We start from the raw sequence: 17,261 nt of genomic DNA, 5'->3' as shown, positions 1-17,261 counted from the left end.
CGGACCTCTCCATTCGGGTGGAGGGGTTTTATATTTGTATCTTTTTGAAAAAACTTTTGGTTATAATAGGGTAAACATCATTTATCTGTGTTCTATATTCCTGAATGGTGGGGGAGTACTATGAAAAGAGTAGCCTGGGTAACAGACAGTTCAGCTGTTTTAGACGATGAACTTAAAGCCAATAAGGATGTGTATATTCTACCGGTTCACATTGTAGTTGATGGTCATTCATATTTGGATGGTGTGGATATAACAACGGATGAGTTGGTGCAGCAAATGGATAAAGGGTCCGCGCTTACCTCATCACAGCCATCTGTCGGTGATTTTAAAAATCTATATAATCAGCTTGCTGAAACGTATGATTTCATATTTTCCTTTCATATTTCTGCTAAATTGAGCGGTACATATTCTGCAAGTATTCAGGCGGCAGAAATGGTTAATATTCCTGTCTATAATGTAGATACTCATTTCCTTTCCTATCCAATGACATTTTTAATAAAGAAAGCTATTAAAATATGGGAAAATTTTTATGAACCCAAGGCAGTAGTTGAAGCTATACATGACATGAAATCAAAATTAAAAGTATTTGTATGGATTGGTTCACTTCAGCAGCTGCATAATAGCGGCAGACTGAACACATCTAATTATTATTTGGGAAGCCTTCTTCATATAAAACCAATTGTGACCTTCCAGGACGGAAGCATGCACATTAAGACCAAGGTTCGTACGTGGAAAAAGGCAACTGAAAGGATTCAATCCTATTTAAAAGAATCACTTGAGTTGTGCCAAATTGATGAAGTATTTATGCTGTATGGGAAACATATCAGCCAAACAAATGATTGGTCCCAAATGGTTGATAGGCTGAATAAGGAAATAGCAGTTACGATCCATCCGCTTGGAACTGCGCTATGTCTTCATGCAGGCGTGGAAACGGTTGGAATTGGATGGATGGAAAAGTAAAGGAGTTTGCTATGCAAAAAGTGATTGAAGCAGCTGAAGGATTCGTGAAAAAAAGATTCTTAACCGATACGACCGGGCATGATTGGCATCATATGAATCGCGTCAGGAAGCTGTCATTACTCATCTGCCAGACAGAACAAACGGGTGACCCAGAACTAATCGAATTGATTGCCCTCCTGCATGATATCTCTGATTCCAAACTGAATGGGACAAAAAAAGCGGGAGATGAGATTCTGAGTGATTGGCTTGAATCAAATGTGAAGAATAAAGCCATTATTGATAAGATAAAAAAAGATGTTGCCAGTATATCATTCAGGGAGGGCTTGAAAGAGGAATTATCTCCTGAAGCAGCAATTGTACAGGACGCAGATCGATTAGATGCACTTGGAGCGATTGGGATAGCGCGCGCTTTTACATATGGCGGCTATAAAGGGCAACCTATTTATATACCAAACGATGATTCTGCCTCTAGTACTTACACGCATTTTTATGATAAATTACTACTATTAAAGAACTTGATGAATACAGGTACCGCACAAAAGATGGCAGAGGATCGTCATCAATTTATCCTGTTATTCTTAGAACAGTTTAAAAAGGAATTGATTGAATGAAAGTTTTAAAAGGAATAGACGTAAAAAAAGAATATGGAGAGAAAACCCTCTTTAAGAATATTGAGTTCACCATCAGTGAAAATGAAAAGATTGGTTTAATCGGTTTAAATGGGACTGGGAAATCATCTTTGTTAAAAATAATCGCCGGTATTGAAGAATTGGACGCCGGGATGGTGGATAAACCAAAGGATTATCGAATTTCCTACCTTGGACAAAATGTTGAAGTAAATGAAGAAGAGAAGGTATTAGCCTTTATTTATAGAAATGATTCACCTGTTTTTCAGACTGTCCGAAAATACGAGGAATTATTGGAACGTATTAAGGAGTCGCCAAATGATTCGGCACTTCTTGATAACATGTTTCATTTGCAGGCTGAAATGGATGCAAATGGAGGATGGGAAATCCATTCGAATGCGCAAATTATGTTAAATAAGCTTGGAATAAAAGATCTTAATGCAAAAATGGGATCTTTATCCGGAGGCCAAAAAAAGCGTTGTGCTTTAGCTAAAGCATTAATGGAAAAAGCAGATTTACTCATTCTGGATGAGCCTACGAACCATCTTGATTATGATAGCATTCAGTGGCTGCAGGAATACATCCAAGGATATCAAGGCTCAGTTTTGTTCGTTACCCATGATCGATATTTTCTCGATGCGGTGACTAAAAAGATTTGGGAGCTTGATAAGGGTGAATTGCATTCATTTGATGGAAATTATGAGAAGTTTATAGAAATCAAAGCGATACGAGACGAAATGGAAGCGAAATCCACACATAAACTATCAAGGCTTTTTCAGCAGGAATTGGCCTGGATGCGTAAAGGTGCCAAAGCAAGAACAACCAAACAAAAAGCTAGAATTCAACGTTTTGAATCCATACAGGAAGAAGCAAAATCCGGGAAAAACACTGAGGAATTAACCTTGGATGTCGCCTCCACCCGATTGGGTAAAAAAGTGTTGGAGCTGTCTGGCCTTTCAAAATCTTATGAGGATAAATTGTTAATAGATCAATTCTCTGCAATCTTGCAAAAAGGTGATCGGATTGGGATCCTCGGAGCTAATGGCAGTGGGAAAACGACGATATTAAGACTGCTCGCGGGTGTAGAACCGATAAGTGCGGGGTCTATAGATCGGGGATCAACCGTTTTAGTCGGGTATTATACTCAGGAAAATGAAGAATTACCGCTTAATAAGCGGATGATTGAGTATATTAGAGAGACAAGTGAAGCAGTTACGCTGGCAGATGGAGAGCGAATTTCAGCCGCACAAATGCTTGAGCGTTTTCTGTTTGAACCGCATACCCATGGGACCGTTATTGGAAAGCTTTCAGGCGGTGAAAGAAAAAGGCTCTATCTGCTCAAAATATTGATGGAATCTCCAAATGTCTTATTATTGGATGAACCGACAAATGATTTGGACATTCAAACATTAACTGTTTTAGAAGAATACTTGCAGCATTTTCCCGGCGTTGTCATAACCGTTTCACATGATCGATACTTCTTGGACAAAACATGTGATACATTATGGGTATTTACCGGAAATGGCCATATAGAAAAATATTATGGGCAGGCTAGTGATTATCTGGAATGGAAACAGGAGCAGGATAAATCTGCAATCGCAACTGAAAAAGAAATAACCTCTAAAGTAAAACGTACAGAAGAAACCAAAACCAAAAAGAGGCTTTCCTATCATGAGATGAGAGAATGGGAAGGAATCGATGCAAAAATAGAAGCTGTTGAAAAACGATTGGAAGAAGTCGCGCACGAATTAAATACAGCTGGCAGCGACTTTGAACTGGCGAATAAGTTGGCTGAGGAAGAGATTCAATTAAATGAAGAGCTGGAGCATCTAATTGAACGTTGGTCTTATTTATCAGAAATACAAGAAGGTTAAATCGTCAGAATGTAAATATTTTAATGAATATGCTACAATCCCCCTAGATTAATAGATCAGGGGGATTTTTATATGAGGATTGTCTCAATTGAGCCGACACCAAGCCCGAACACAATGAAGGTGATTCTAAATGAAGAATTACCGACAGGGAAAAGTACGAATTATAAAAAAGATACACGAGATACAGCACCTCCATTTATAAAAGAAGTCTTAACAATTGAAGGGGTGAAAGGTGTCTATCATGTAGCTGACTTTCTGGCTGTAGAGAGAAATGCCAAATATGATTGGCCGGGCATTCTGGCTCAGGTTCGAACCGTTTTTGGTGAGTCAGTGCAAGGAACCAGCAGCAATTCATTGAATTCTAGTAAAGGGTTTGGAGAAGTGAAAGTACAGATCCAAATTTTTAAAGGAATACCGATTCAAATAAAAGCAAATAGTGAGCTGGAAGAAAAGCGCTGGGCTATGCCCAAGTACTTTATTGATGCTTTCCAGGATGCACAGCTAGAGGATGATAATGCTGTTTTAATCCGTAAATGGAGTGATTTCGGCAATCGGTACGGGGAGCTTGAACAAATTGGGATAGAGGTTATGGATGAATTAATTGCCCTATATCCTGATGAACGTTTAGCTGAACTCGTTGTTGAGGCGAAAAATGTGATTAAAAAAGCGGAAACCGTAAAAGTTAAACGGAGGAAGTTAACAGAAAGTGATTTGGAACAGGATGATTGGAAGGCGAGATTTCAGGCATTGGATCAAATGGATGATCCCGAACTTGTCGATCTCCCTTTACTTGATAAAGCACTGCAGGACGAAAAAGCCTCTATCAGAAGGCTTGCTGTTGTCTACTTGGGAATGATTGAGGATATCTCAGTACTGCCTTATTTATATAAAGGTCTAAAGGATAAAAGTGTGACGGTCAGAAGAACAGCCGGAGACTGTTTATCTGATTTAGGTTTTCCTGATGCAGAACCAGCTATGATCGAAGCTTTGGCTGATTCGAGCAAGCTGGTACGCTGGAGAGCGGCTATGTTCTTATATGAGGTTGGAGGAGAAATGGCTTTGCCAGCATTGCGTAAAGCTGAAAATGATGAAGAATTCGAAGTGGCCTTGCAAGCGAAAATGGCTATTGAGCGCATTGAAAATGGCGATGAAGCGCTTGGATCTGTATGGAAACAAATGACTGAAGCAAGAAAAAACAAAAATTAAATACAGTGATTATTTGAAGTAGCTGCCTAATGCCCCGGCAGCTCTCTTTTTTATCTATCAAAAAATTTATTGGATAAATCATCAGCATTGTTTTTAATTAGAAGAAGGCAGTCCTGTCTGAACTGGAGTTTTATTCTAAATAGAAATCGTACATACAATATAAGGGAATACATTGATTGCACCAGTGAGCTTTCTACTGTATCCTAACATATGAAAGACTTTGATTGGGGGAATATAAAATGTCTATGGCATATGAAGAATATATGAGACAAATGGTCAAGCCGATGAGAGCAGAACTGACAGAAGCAGGCTTTGAAGAACTTACAACGCCGGAACAAGTGGATGAATTTATGGAAAAAGCAGAAGGTACCACACTGGTAGTAGTAAATTCAGTATGCGGATGTGCTGGCGGTTTGGCAAGACCAGCTGCTGCAGAGGCGATAAATGCTGAAATTAAACCGGATCATTTTGTAACAGTCTTTGCAGGTCAGGATAAGGAAGCCACCGCAAGAATGAGAGAATATCTGGGAGAAGTCCCATCCTCTCCATCTATGGCATTATTAAAAGGGAATGAAGTGGTTCATTTTATTCCAAGACATGAGATCGAAGGCTTTACATTAGAAGACGTCAGAGAGAATTTATTGAACGCTTTTACCGAGTATTGCAAATAAGTATAGAGGAATGCTCATTTGAGTGTTCCTTTTTTAATTGAATTTAAAGGAGCTATTAATTTGTTTGTCACGACGGTTGAAAAAACGAATGATTTACTTATCCAAAAAGCAATAAATACAGCAAATCAGTTAGGAATTCCTTATATTGAACGCAATAAAAAAACGATTAAGCAATTGCAAGCCCATTATAAGGAGTCTTGTCTTGTAGTCGGGAAGATGAAGACAGAATTGTATGATAGAAATGCCACAGATCCGCTATTCTTTCATCCCAATATGGCCGCCATCCGTATGAAGAGGATTGATAAAGGGGAAGAGGATCCTTTTGTCAGAGCTGCCGGTTTATGCGAAGGGATGTCGATCCTGGATTGTACACTTGGTATGGGGGCAGATGCGCTGATTGCTTCTTATATGATTGGAAATGGCGGTAAAATTACGGCTTTAGAGGTAAATCCATTTATTTATTTTATTATCAACGATGGATTACAAAGATACCCATTTAAGAATGAACAACTGAGGGAGGCTGCAAAGAGGATCGAAACGGTCAATATGGATTATGTAAGCTTTCTTGAAGGATCCAGCGATCGGTCTTATGATGTGGTTTATTTTGATCCAATGTTTACTGAAAGAGTGATTGAAAGTACGGGAATCCAATCACTGGGAATATTTGCTTCATATGAGGACTTGACGAAAGAGGCCATTCAACAGGCCATGAGAGTTGCCAAAAAACGGATTATACTAAAAGACCATTATAAAAGTGAACGGTTTGCTAAGTATGGTTTCACTGTTGAAAAAAGAAAAACTGCAAAATTTCATTTTGGTGTGATAGAATTAGAATAGTGAAAAAATTAAAATTTAATTTTCGATATTAAGTAAAGAGGTTGATGATACAGCTTATTTTGATAGATAGGCAGGTGATTAAGTGTGAAAAATTGGTCAAGCATCTTAAAGAAATCATTGGTAGTTGGACTTTCTGTTTTAAGCTTTGGATTAATATCTCCGTCTCAATATCAAGATTGGTATGAAGGAAACAGTGTAAAAGAGAACAAAACCAATCCATTTATTGGCCAGAATCATTACGATGACAGTGAATCCATTTCATTATTTAGTCAAAGCGATTTTTTGTCATATGCTATGCTTCGTGCTGAGGAACAATCCTTTGAAAAATTTGGAGATCGAATCGGTCCCTATATAAAAGATGAATTTTATACGAATGTATTACCACAAATGGAATATATTCTGGAGCAATTCTCATCCGAGTTTCCGGAAGAGAAATTGCTGAATATTGCGATATCAGAGAAGCCCAGCGGGGGCTTAAGCGAAAAAATATTTCACTTGTATGATCGGAAAACAAATAAGGATTTAATCAGATTCCACGTCAGAAGAGAAAACCCGCCTGGAGAAGGTCATTGGTTTGAATTTCATTACCATACATATAAAGATAATTTTGATTCACATAACTCTATGGCAAGAATTTATTGGAGCCAAAATACACCGCCAAAGTGGATTAGCTGAGCAAGAAAAGAAATTTGATAGGTTGAAATTCTCAGATTAATACGTTGCAATCAACGTATTTTCTTTTTTGTGTTAAAGTAAAAATGGGAGATGAATACAACATGAATGAGTTTACTTCACAGCTACTGGAAACATACGCTATGTTTTTTGATTGGCAAATGTGGATTGAGGTATTGTCTGATCCTGTCAGCTGGGGATTAATTGGTACGTTAGTGCTGATGGAAGGATTGCTATCATCCGATAATGCCCTTGTCCTTGCGGTAATGGTTAAAGATTTGCCGGAAAAGCAACGCAGAAAAGCTTTATTTTACGGATTAATCGGTGCCTATTTATTCCGTTTCCTTGCTATTGGAGTAGGTGTCTATCTGATTGAAATACTGTGGGTGAAATTGATTGGTGGAGCCTATCTTGCATGGTTATCCATTCAGTATTTTTACAAAAAGTACAAACATTTTGAAACGACTCCTGATGTCCCAAACGTGAAAAAGTCCGGCTTACTTATACGATTGTTCGGTACCTTCTGGGGGACAGTTGTATCAGTAGAATTAATGGATATTGCTTTCTCTGTAGATAGTATCCTGGCGGCCTTTGGTGTGAGCCAACAAGTTTGGGTTTTATTTGTAGGGGGCATTTTGGGTGTATTAATGATGAGAGGTGTGGCAGGTATATTTCTACGGCTTATTGATAAAATACCAGAGCTTGAAAGTGCCGCTTATATCTTGATTGTTTTTATCGCTGTTAAGATGGTTGGTTCTAATTTTGGCCTTCATATCGATCATGCCATGTTCTTTTTCGTAATTGTTTTAATCTTTGGCGTAACTATTTTATTGCACTTTTACAAAAAGAAAAAAAATCAGCAAACATTGAATATGTAAGAAAATCCCTGATCGATTCGATCAGGGATTTTCTTATAAATGGATAAAGACAAAAACGATACAGAAGCCAAGAGCAATTAGACTGTCTATCATAATTAATCTCCAATCGGTCATAGCTGAGTACAGATCTTCCATTATTTCTTCATCAAGATTATATTTATCTGGATGGAACCGGATATTAACCACCTCTCCCTAAATTCTAGAATGCTAATCAGGCCTCAAAGTTGATTTTTAGGTTCAAACGGTTAGCATAGATTTCCTTTTTTTTGCATACTGGTAAACTCTCATCCTATGGTATAATTTTTAATGATTTGGCTAACTGGACAATCACGTCCATTAGCGGTAATTCTTATGAACCTACATATATGTCCGTCTGTTCTCTCCAAGAGATTATTTACATACCCCTTAAAAACCTATTTTTATACGAACTGTATTTGGTTGGTGAGCTTGGGGTTTGTGCTCTAAATCTTGAAGAACCCTAATTACCCTTCTCCTGGAGTTGTAACAGATGATAAAAACTAAAAGATTAACAGCCTTATATTTTATTTGCGTACTGATGACTATTTTTATTCTATTTCCTTTAGAGGATAACTATGCGCAGTCTGTCTATATAAAAAATTTAGCTTCAGTTGAAAATGAAGCATTGCTTTCAAAAATAGTGGTTTTGCCTGATGACCGCAATCAATGGGATGAGGCTACCGGTATTATAGAAAGGTTAAGTGAGTTACCTGAGAGTTTACTGAAAACATTAGAAGTTAATAAAATAAAAATAAAGTTATTTACCGGATCATTAACTGATCAACGAGAGGCTTCTCATCTAAAAGGTATCCAGCCAAGGGGATATTCCTTGAAAAATTGGGATGAAGTCCCGGGGATGGGAGGAGGCAAGACCGTCTTAGTTAAAATCGGCTATAGTGAAAAAGGAATGGATCATGATTCAGTCAATCTAGAACTGCATGAGCTTGGCCATTCGGTCGATCAAATTATATTGAATGATAGTAGTAAAACAAGTGGTTTTCAGGCAATTTGGTCAAAAGAGGTGCATAATCTCTTTCCAAATCAAGCATACTTTATCGATTACCCGGAGGAGTATTTTGCAGAATGTTTTGCGATGCTTTATTACAATGAAAAAACCAGGACCAATTTGTTGTTAAAAGCTCCCCTCACCTATAATTTTCTAGAAAGTATTGAAAAGAATGATTATACTTTAAAAGAGCAACAATGATGTAGGAGGATGAACTAGTGGTGAAAAATGAACAGGCCTATTTAAACCTTTGCCAGCATGTGCTAGATAATGGAATAAAAAAAGCGGATCGTACAGGGACAGGGACAATCTCTATTTTCGGCCATCAAATGAGGTTTAATTTGCAAGAGGGCTTTCCCTTATTAACGACCAAAAGGGTGCCATTTCGCCTGATTGCCAGCGAATTACTTTGGTTTATAAAGGGAGATACAAATATTAAATATCTGCTTCAGCATAACAATAATATTTGGAATGAGTGGGCATTTAAGAAATGGGTTGAAAGTTCCGAGTATACAGGTCCTGATATGACTGATTTTGGCATTCGTTCTTTGCGGGATGAAGAATTTAATCAATCATATGGAGAACAAATGGAATTGTTCAAAGAGAAAATCTTAAGTGATGATGCCTTTGCTGCAAAATATGGAGAGCTTGGAAATGTATATGGGAAACAGTGGAGGGAATGGAAGACATCAACGGGTGAAACAATCGACCAGCTTAAAGATGTTGTCGAACAAATTAAAAGCAACCCCTCATCCAGAAGGTTGATTGTTTCCGCATGGAATCCTGAAGATGTACCAACTATGGCTTTGCCGCCGTGTCACAGTCTATTCCAATTTCATGTGGCAGATGGCAAGCTTTCCTGTCAATTGTATCAAAGAAGTGCTGATATCTTTCTTGGCGTGCCTTTTAATATCGCTAGTTATGCCTTGCTTACTCATTTAATTGCTGCTGAATGCGGTCTTGAAGTTGGTGAATTTGTTCATACTCTTGGCGATGCACATATTTACCTAAACCATGTTGAACAAGTGAAGACGCAATTGGAAAGACAGCCAAGAGAACTTCCTGATCTGTTCATTGATTCCTCGTTTGAAAGTATTTTTGATATGAATCTGGAGCAAATAAAAATAGAGGGATATGACCCCCATCCAACCATAAAAGCACCAATCGCTGTTTAGTTTTTAACAATATCATAATCAAATAATACCACCTAAGAGTGGTGTGAACGGCCTGCAGAATATCTACTCTGTAGGCTTTTTTCTGAGTTTATGTAAAAATTAAGAAAAAATGAGTTCATTTAATGAATTGAATCATTTGAAATGAACGCTGGATTTCATGCCAATACTCCGGATAGGTATCCGTGAATTTGAGAAAAGCTTGATGGAAATTTATGATTAAAAAATCATAAGAGGCACTACGATTTTTTTGTTATTTCTCAAATCAAAATATAAGGCAAATGGACGGGTGTAATAATTGGTAATCTGGAAAGGATTTAAAATCGCTATTTCTATATCATTTTGAAAGATAAAATCGTTAATTGATTTTATCGGACAATTTTTTGCGAAATTTGGTTCCTGGATGGAAGGGGAGCTTTCATCCAATAATATAATACCTCTGTACATATCTTACTCCTTAATAAAATTAAGTAAATTTATGTATAGGGTAGCCAAAATTATTAAAGATGATACCTATTAAAACAGTTCAGATTTTCTAAACCGTCATTAAAAGTATGCGATGATAGTGTGAGTTCGTGTGAATTGTTTGTATTTCCTAGACTGATTTAGTTAAATTAGGACCTAATTCTTCTGTCTGAAAAAAAGTAGATTAGTCTGAACTTTAAGAATATGTGAGCATATTAGTTTAACATTAAACAATTTACTGTTAAAATATAGTTAGATAAGAAAATAAAGGGGAGATTTAAATGGGGAAACTTCAAGAAAAAGTTGTCGTTATTACAGGTGGTGCAGGTGGAATCGGACTAGGAATGGCGAAAGCAATGGCTAAAGAAGATGCGGTCCTAGTGCTTGTTGATGTGAATGAAGAAACAGGAAGAGCTGCAGAGAAAGTAGTACAGGAAATATCTCCGAATTCTATGTTCTTAAAAGCAGACTTAATGGACCGTGAAAATTTACCGAATATTATTAAAACAGTTGTCGATAAATATGGAAAATTGGATGTACTTGTTAACAATGCACATGCTTCCAAACAGAAATTGATTGAAGAAACTACACAGGCAGATCTTGATCTATCCTTTGGAACAGGTTTTTATCCTACATTCTATCTAATGCAGGCAGCCCTTCCATATCTAAAGGAAACCCAAGGGAATATCATTAACTTTGCCTCAGGAGCAGGAATAAATGGAGACAAAACGCAAGCAGCCTATGCTGCTGCGAAAGAGGCTATTCGTGGTATCACTCGTGTAGCTGCTAATGAGTGGGGAGTCTATGGCATCAATGTCAATCTGATTAGTCCAATTGCTAATTCTGAAGGTGTAAGGGCTTGGGCAAAAGCACAGCCAGAATATCACCAAGCTGTCGTGAATAAGATTCCGCTTGGACGTTTCGGTGATGTGGAAGATGATATCGGCCGTGTAGCAGTCTTCCTTGCAAGCGCTGATTCTCAATATATTACGGGACAAACCATCATGGTCGATGGCGGAGCAACTATGCTCAGATAAGTAGGGATTATGATGAACCAAAAAAATCTGTTTGACTTAATTCATTCTATTGAACAGCTATCCAATGAACATATCGTGGAATTTACGTCACGTTACTCCTATCCAATTGGTGTATCAGCTGTTCTCGTGTTGGCTGAGTTGAGAGAAAACGGGGCTATCAGGCAAAGTGATCTCGCTGATATGCTTAGCTATACGAAGGGTGCTATCACTCATATTGCCACGAAACTCGTTAACTATGGGTTGGCTGAGCGCCTGTATGATGAAGGAGACCGTCGTACGGTTTATTTAGGCATTACGGATAAGGGAATCATTGCTTTAACCGAGGCACAAAAAATTGGGGAATCTATTTTTCTGAAACTGTTCGAAGGACTTTCCAGAGACGAATTGCATGAATACTTGCGTCTTCAACAGAAATTGCTTGAAGGAATGAAAAACAGGCGGTTGTCTGGAAAGAAGTAAAAGGATAAGAGATAAGTGAGCCGATTGCGATTCTATATGCAATCGGCTTTACTTTGTTCCTGCAGAGAGAATTACGTTTAACAAAAAACACTCCCATCTATTAGGCTCAGTTAGTTGCAAGTAATTTGTCAAAGGACAAAGGCCTATTGCATACATATATTAATGACCAACTTTTATGAAACGGAGGGAAGAAAATGAATGACAATAAAAGTACAAATTCTTCCATGCCTTTATTTTATATTACTCAACCAGTGAACAATAGTAAGTTAAGTGTTCAGAATATGCAAGAAATTTACCATAGTAAGGGAAGTATTAAAGAGGAAGAGGAAAAAAAATTAGAAAAAGTTAAAGCAGTAAGAAAAGAATATAAAGAGGATTTACAAATTGAAGAAACATTCGAAGAAAATACCTCTATGATCATAGAAGATCATTTGAGTGAAGAAAACTTGAATTTGGAAGAAAATAAGATAGTTCAAGCTGAAAGAGAAATGCTAAAAAATGATCTCCGTATAAAATTAATAAGGTTAGCAAGGTATCCAGCTGTAGTTCAAAAGCCATTCTGTGAAATAAAAATTGGAGGAGAATCAATTATTGGGCAAATAGAGAGTAAACGTGGAGAAATTTTAAAGATTAAAGTAGGTGAAGAAATAAGATTATTAGCGATAGATGAAATTGATGAACTTTCTACTCTGTAAAAAAAATAATAATGACCTTATCTTTCAAAATTTGAAAAATAGGGTCCTCTTTTTTATGAATATAATTACTTTTGCCTAAACAAAAAAAGAGGAGTTTCATAAGATGTATAAGAAGTTAAGGATAAGCCTAAAGGTAGATAAAAATCTTAAATTGAAAATGATTAAAGCCCTAAGACGTACAAAAAGAAAACCTGAGGAGGTTTCCCCAGGCTGTAGTATATGAAAGTAAATAATAACCTGCCAGTTTATTTACAATCATGATGGATAGATACAGGACATAGACAACTAACTGCACCGAACATATTTAGATCAACAGTAATATAAGCTTTAGTACCTTCGAGTTCATCATAACTATGGTCTTCTATATGCTGGTCATCTTTGTCTTTACCCTTTGAATAATGATCCTTTTTTCTTAATAATTCTAATGTTGCACAACAAGTATCGGGGTCAACATTATCGACTCGGAAAAGTTTGGATTCAATAAAATAACATTTATCCTTCTTTCTGGTTGATCCATGACCTTCAAATAGCTCTCCGGTGTTAAATACAGTAAGCAGAACTGGAATCGTGTTATATTTGTGTCCTACAGCTAGTTGGCCTTTGTTTAATTCGTTAATAGCCCTATCGCAACCTTTACAGAGAATTTCTTCTTCTGGGTTTATTAAATCCTGTGCTTCTGCAATAGCAAGTAAAGTATCGCATACACAACTAGATGTTTCATAATTAGAACCGCAACTCATATCTTCTCCTCCTTGATGATATATTCCCTAACAGATTATGAAAACAAGAGTATTGTTGTATGAGTATTTAGCCTATTTTTGCATGTATTTATAAAAATGAAGAGGATGGTAGTCAATGATGGAGCTGGATATTATAAAAATATTTATTATTGGATTAGCAGCCTTTCGATTAACACGATTATTTGTGTTCGATAAAATTACTGAATTTATTAGGAATCCATTTTTTGAGGAAAAGATAGAAATAGATGAAACCGGTCAAGAAATCACCTATTTAATTCCCCGGGAGAAGGGATTTCGGCATTTTGTTGGTGAACTAATTAGTTGTCACTGGTGTACTGGAATTTGGATAAGTACATTTTTAGTTTGTTTATATTTATTCGTCCCATCAGTAGCTTATATCCTTATCCTTATTTTAAGCATATCCGCAGTTGGCAGTATAATCGAGACATTGGTTCAAAAATGGATAGAGTAAGTTCTTACAGGTGTTTGAAAAATCAATCAGGGTTGTTTTTTTAATTGGTCTATCATTTGAACAAAGTTATGACCATATTGTTCCAGAGAAAAATTGGCACGTACATAATGGACAGCATTGGCAGTTAATTGTGTTCTTAATACATGGTTTTCCAATAGATCTTTGGCATGAACCAATGCTTCGCCAATCTGTCCTAGATGATAGACTTTTCCAGTTTGATCATGGTGGACAAAACTGGAAATTCCGTCTGAATTGGTTGTTAATACTGCACATTCGCAGCTCATCGCTTCAAGCAAGGCATAACCGAATCCTTCTGTGATTGAGGTAGAGCACAAGAAACCAGATGATTTTGCAATCTTTGAATAATAATTTGCCATTTCGGCATGTGGGATATCATAGTGCAGCGTAATTTTATCAGATAGTGGGTCCTTACTTATTAGGTTGCGAAATAGGATCATTTCATTTGGATCATACTGTTTACTATCTAAGAAAAACCAAATACGGAGCGTAGGATGAAGGTGGATTAAAGTTGAAGCAATTAGTATGAACTCATTCCAATTCTTATTTTTCTCAATGCGTCCAACCCAAGCGATAATTGGTGATGGTTCTACAGGTACATGTATATTCAGCTTGAATTGGTTGAGATCCAATCCATTATGAAAGTGAAAACTCGGTTTATCAGGATAATAATCTTTCGTAAATTTAACAAGGTGAGGAGTAACAGGAGTCAATATGGCATTGGCAAACTGATCGAGATAGTGTTTAGAATAAGCGGAAAGCCAAATTTTAGCTGTATCCATACTGCCTAGTCCCTGTATTTCATAAATTAAGATTCCACTGTATCCAAACCGACGAATTTTTTCTAACATTAAATAATCTGAACATACGATTATAGCCTCGTAGTTTTCCTCGAGAATTAATTTTTTAATACCCTCATCATTAGAAATAATAAATGTGGTGATATCTGTGATGTTTTGCAAACCAGGTCCTTCCATTAAATATAAAAACTCAAAGTGAATATCGAAAGGCTTTAAAGCTTGGCTCCGCTGTCTGGCTAATGTTTCAACTCCGCCACTTGGATAGTTGAAGATAAATAGCATTTTCCTCAAAATGATCATCACTCCATATATTTTTTGACTCTTCTTATTTATATGTAGCTCTCTCTCATTAAGATAATGAATTATTCATAACACATAATTTCTGGTGAAAGCATAGGATAAAACAACTGTTCATATGTGAAGTTTTTATTAAATAGTGAGGGAGTGAGGTATATGAGCGCTAAGGTTTCTATTATTATACCTTTTTATAATTGTGCCTATATAAATCAAGCCATTGAAAGTGCTTTAAACCAAACGTATAAGAATATTGAAGTAATCGTTGTGGATGATGGATCTACTTCCTTTAAAGAAAAAGTCGTTCCCTATATGAAAGACATAAGGTATATTGTGAAAGAAAATGGCGGTACAGGAAGCGCTTTAAATGCCGGAATGCGCGTAGCTTCAGGCGAATATTTCGCATGGTTAAGTTCTGATGATATTTTTATGCCCACAAAAATCGAGAATCAGGTACGGTTTATGGAAGAGAGCCAATCCGCAATCAGTTATACGAATTATTCCTATATTGATGAAAAAAGCAACATCACATATGAAAGAGTCGGTATCCATTATGAAGTACCATCTGAATTTATCAGACATTTCCAACAGGGATGTCATATTAATGGATGTACCGTTATGTTTAGAAAGGAAGTATACCAGAAGATAGGAGAGTTTAACCCGAAGTATAAATACACACAGGATTATGAGTATTGGTTAAGGGTTATCCAAAGCTATCCTTTCCATTTTCTAAATGAACCATTAACTTTATACAGGGTGCATCCAGAAATGGGTAGTAAAAAGCATTACCGCTTTCAAATCGCAGAGGTCCTCGAACTTCGTGTTAAATATAAACCTATTCTTGAAAAATTAGAAAGAAGTGGTTGGGTGTGAAATTTGTCTTTCCAATCTTTACCCTTTGTAAAGGTGGAGCTCAGCGGATGCTTGCCGAAATAACAAATGGATTGGTCCTTAAAGGCCATGAAGTGAAAATCATTATGCCTTCGTCTGGAGTGGTAGACTATCCCATCATGGCTGCACTCATTCGAACGCCAAATACATTTTTGGAGGAAGCGGATTACCCGTATGCTGACTGTATCGTATCAAATTTCCATTTAACAGTGCCTTCTGCTGAGCAAGCCAGCCAAAAAGGGAAAGGTAAACATGTTAGACTCAGTATGTGCTATGAACCTATGTTTCTGCCAGATCAGCAACGTACATTTCCTTCGTATAATATCACAAAGAACTTATTTGTTTTATCTGAGTATCAGCAAAAAATAATTGAACTTTCTCATGGAATTAAAGGCAGTATCATCCCGGTCGGAGTCAGTGATTCTTTTCGGAATTTAGGAATAAGGCAGCAAAATGGAACATTAACTATTTCAGCTATTATGAGAATGACGGAGGGCGGCTATGCCTGGCAACGTAACCAGGATGAATTAATAGAGGTCCTTCTAAAGATTAAAGCCGATTTTCCTGATGTCTCCATTAACTTAATATGTCCTCCGGATGAGTTTGATTCTTCCATAAAGTTACAAACTATTAAGCTTTTAGGTCCATTTAATTTTGAACTGCCTCAGAATGATGAACAGTTAAACCTATTGTATAACCAATCGGATATATATGTTTCTGCTTCTATGTTTGAAGCAGCTCTCTTACCGCCGCTTGAGGCTATGAGTTGTGGTGCGGCACTTGTCTCATACTATTCCGGTGGAAATATAGATTACTGTAAACATGAATCAACAGCTCTTATCTCTTATGCTTATGAGAAAAACTTATATGATCATATAGCCAGGTTAATAATGGATCAAAATCTTCGCCAAAGAATCTCTGCCCAAGGTGAAATAGAGGCGGCAAAATGGACTTGGGAAAAAAGCACTGAAAAATTTGAAGAAGAAATAAACACCCTTTTTATTTAGACATTGTGTAATAATGTCTATTTTTTATCGGTAATTAGGTCTTCCATACAGGCTGATATTTTTTACTCCGTTACATTTGCCCCAACAGTAAGCTTCGGTGGTAGCCTGATTACCGGAAGACTGGCTGATGTTATAGCGATAGAAACCAGTTGATTTTTTTTGCTTCATGTTTCTGACATGAAGCATTTTTAGAAGAGAGTATGACCATTTTGTTTTTTACGAAACGTTTTCATAACGGTATAGAGAAAAGTACGGATTATTTGATAGATGAATTAATTAACCATGTGAATTTGATTATTCGGAATCAGGATGGTGACTTAGAAAAAGAATCATATCAAGTAATGGTAAAACGACATTCAACTGAGAAAAGAGTAACAGACCTTTTGAATACGATTCGTGAGGTGACTGGGGTTACACGCTAACATGTTTTTGGAAATCTAGTGGATCCGTCTATGCAAACACA

Annotated in this window: 20 protein-coding genes; 17 read left to right on the top strand and 3 right to left on the bottom strand. The window is 36.8% G+C overall.

The annotated features are described in order from the left end of the window. Positions 1 to 120 precede the first annotated feature (120 nt). The 8 genes from AC4G3L_RS02655 to AC4G3L_RS02620 all read left to right on the top strand — a co-directional run bounded on the left by AC4G3L_RS02655 (position 121) and on the right by AC4G3L_RS02620 (position 7,724). Positions 121 to 960: a DegV family protein gene (locus tag AC4G3L_RS02655; protein WP_491075429.1), complete on the top strand. Its 840-nt coding sequence runs from the start codon at positions 121 to 123 to the stop codon at positions 958 to 960. Then, positions 945 to 1,571: an HD domain-containing protein gene (locus AC4G3L_RS02650; RefSeq protein WP_491075428.1), complete on the top strand. Its 627-nt coding sequence runs from the start codon at positions 945 to 947 to the stop codon at positions 1,569 to 1,571. Before AC4G3L_RS02655 ends, AC4G3L_RS02650 begins: the two co-directional genes overlap by 16 nt. Further along, positions 1,568 to 3,460 (top strand): ABC-F family ATP-binding cassette domain-containing protein, encoded by a 1,893-nt coding sequence (locus AC4G3L_RS02645; RefSeq protein ID WP_491075427.1) that lies wholly within the window; start codon positions 1,568 to 1,570, stop codon positions 3,458 to 3,460. Before AC4G3L_RS02650 ends, AC4G3L_RS02645 begins: the two co-directional genes overlap by 4 nt. Before the next feature lie 72 nt (positions 3,461 to 3,532). After that, complete coding sequence (locus AC4G3L_RS02640; protein WP_491075426.1) at positions 3,533 to 4,666, top strand: conserved virulence factor C family protein; 1,134 nt, start codon at positions 3,533 to 3,535, stop codon at positions 4,664 to 4,666. Positions 4,667 to 4,905: 239 nt separating this feature from the next. Further along, complete coding sequence (locus AC4G3L_RS02635; protein ID WP_491075425.1) at positions 4,906 to 5,337, top strand: BrxA/BrxB family bacilliredoxin; 432 nt, start codon at positions 4,906 to 4,908, stop codon at positions 5,335 to 5,337. Positions 5,338 to 5,355: 18 nt separating this feature from the next. After that, complete coding sequence (locus tag AC4G3L_RS02630; RefSeq protein ID WP_491075424.1) at positions 5,356 to 6,174, top strand: class I SAM-dependent methyltransferase; 819 nt, start codon at positions 5,356 to 5,358, stop codon at positions 6,172 to 6,174. Positions 6,175 to 6,258: 84 nt separating this feature from the next. Then, positions 6,259 to 6,849, top strand: a complete 591-nt coding sequence (locus AC4G3L_RS02625; RefSeq protein ID WP_491075423.1) for a YpjP family protein — start codon at positions 6,259 to 6,261, stop codon at positions 6,847 to 6,849. Positions 6,850 to 6,950: 101 nt separating this feature from the next. Then, positions 6,951 to 7,724 (top strand): TerC family protein, encoded by a 774-nt coding sequence (locus AC4G3L_RS02620; protein ID WP_491075422.1) that lies wholly within the window; start codon positions 6,951 to 6,953, stop codon positions 7,722 to 7,724. Positions 7,725 to 7,757: 33 nt separating this feature from the next. Here the strand turns inward: AC4G3L_RS02620 and AC4G3L_RS02615 are convergent, their stop codons facing one another. Continuing rightward, positions 7,758 to 7,910 (bottom strand): hypothetical protein, encoded by a 153-nt coding sequence (locus AC4G3L_RS02615; protein WP_491075421.1) that lies wholly within the window; start codon positions 7,908 to 7,910, stop codon positions 7,758 to 7,760. A gap of 322 nt (positions 7,911 to 8,232) precedes the next feature. Here AC4G3L_RS02615 and AC4G3L_RS02610 point away from each other — a divergent pair, with 322 nt between their 5' ends. The 5 genes from AC4G3L_RS02610 (at position 8,233) to AC4G3L_RS02590 (ending at position 12,576) form a co-directional block, all read left to right on the top strand. Beyond that, positions 8,233 to 8,949 carry an anthrax toxin lethal factor-related metalloendopeptidase gene (locus AC4G3L_RS02610; RefSeq protein ID WP_491075420.1) on the top strand — a complete coding sequence of 239 codons (717 nt, stop codon included), beginning with the start codon at positions 8,233 to 8,235 and terminating at the stop codon, positions 8,947 to 8,949. Between the two features lie 17 nt (positions 8,950 to 8,966). Continuing rightward, complete coding sequence (locus AC4G3L_RS02605; RefSeq protein ID WP_491075419.1) at positions 8,967 to 9,923, top strand: thymidylate synthase; 957 nt, start codon at positions 8,967 to 8,969, stop codon at positions 9,921 to 9,923. Between the two features lie 743 nt (positions 9,924 to 10,666). Beyond that, positions 10,667 to 11,422 (top strand): SDR family NAD(P)-dependent oxidoreductase, encoded by a 756-nt coding sequence (locus AC4G3L_RS02600; protein WP_491075418.1) that lies wholly within the window; start codon positions 10,667 to 10,669, stop codon positions 11,420 to 11,422. 12 nt (positions 11,423 to 11,434) lie between these two features. Continuing rightward, complete coding sequence (locus AC4G3L_RS02595) at positions 11,435 to 11,881, top strand: MarR family winged helix-turn-helix transcriptional regulator (RefSeq protein WP_491075417.1); 447 nt, start codon at positions 11,435 to 11,437, stop codon at positions 11,879 to 11,881. Positions 11,882 to 12,075: 194 nt separating this feature from the next. Then, entirely contained in the window at positions 12,076 to 12,576 is a 501-nt protein-coding gene (locus tag AC4G3L_RS02590) for a hypothetical protein (RefSeq protein ID WP_491075416.1), read from the top strand. Between the two features lie 245 nt (positions 12,577 to 12,821). Here the strand turns inward: AC4G3L_RS02590 and AC4G3L_RS02585 are convergent, their stop codons facing one another. Next, positions 12,822 to 13,316, bottom strand: a complete 495-nt coding sequence (locus tag AC4G3L_RS02585) for a CotY/CotZ family spore coat protein (RefSeq protein ID WP_491075415.1) — start codon at positions 13,314 to 13,316, stop codon at positions 12,822 to 12,824. A gap of 115 nt (positions 13,317 to 13,431) precedes the next feature. On the opposite strand from AC4G3L_RS02585, the gene AC4G3L_RS02580 reads away from it, so the two are divergent. Continuing rightward, positions 13,432 to 13,788 (top strand): DUF1360 domain-containing protein, encoded by a 357-nt coding sequence (locus tag AC4G3L_RS02580; protein ID WP_491075414.1) that lies wholly within the window; start codon positions 13,432 to 13,434, stop codon positions 13,786 to 13,788. Between the two features lie 26 nt (positions 13,789 to 13,814). On the opposite strand, the gene AC4G3L_RS02575 is transcribed toward AC4G3L_RS02580, so the two are convergent. After that, complete coding sequence (locus AC4G3L_RS02575) at positions 13,815 to 14,888, bottom strand: glycosyltransferase family 4 protein (RefSeq protein ID WP_491076222.1); 1,074 nt, start codon at positions 14,886 to 14,888, stop codon at positions 13,815 to 13,817. A gap of 171 nt (positions 14,889 to 15,059) precedes the next feature. On the opposite strand from AC4G3L_RS02575, the gene AC4G3L_RS02570 reads away from it, so the two are divergent. From AC4G3L_RS02570 to AC4G3L_RS02560, 3 genes are all read left to right on the top strand, one after another. Beyond that, a complete protein-coding gene (locus AC4G3L_RS02570) occupies positions 15,060 to 15,773 on the top strand; it encodes a glycosyltransferase (RefSeq protein WP_491075413.1) in 714 nt (237 codons plus the stop codon). A gap of 47 nt (positions 15,774 to 15,820) precedes the next feature. Next, on the top strand, positions 15,821 to 16,798 hold the full coding sequence (locus tag AC4G3L_RS02565) for a glycosyltransferase family 4 protein (RefSeq protein WP_491075412.1): 978 nt from the start codon (positions 15,821 to 15,823) through the stop codon (positions 16,796 to 16,798). Positions 16,799 to 17,007: 209 nt separating this feature from the next. Beyond that, positions 17,008 to 17,220, top strand: a complete 213-nt coding sequence (locus AC4G3L_RS02560; protein ID WP_491075411.1) for a hypothetical protein — start codon at positions 17,008 to 17,010, stop codon at positions 17,218 to 17,220. Positions 17,221 to 17,261 lie beyond the last annotated feature (41 nt).

It is taken from the genome of Bacillus sp. z33, assembly GCF_058313615.1.
This window is presented reverse-complemented; position numbering and strand designations above follow the sequence as displayed.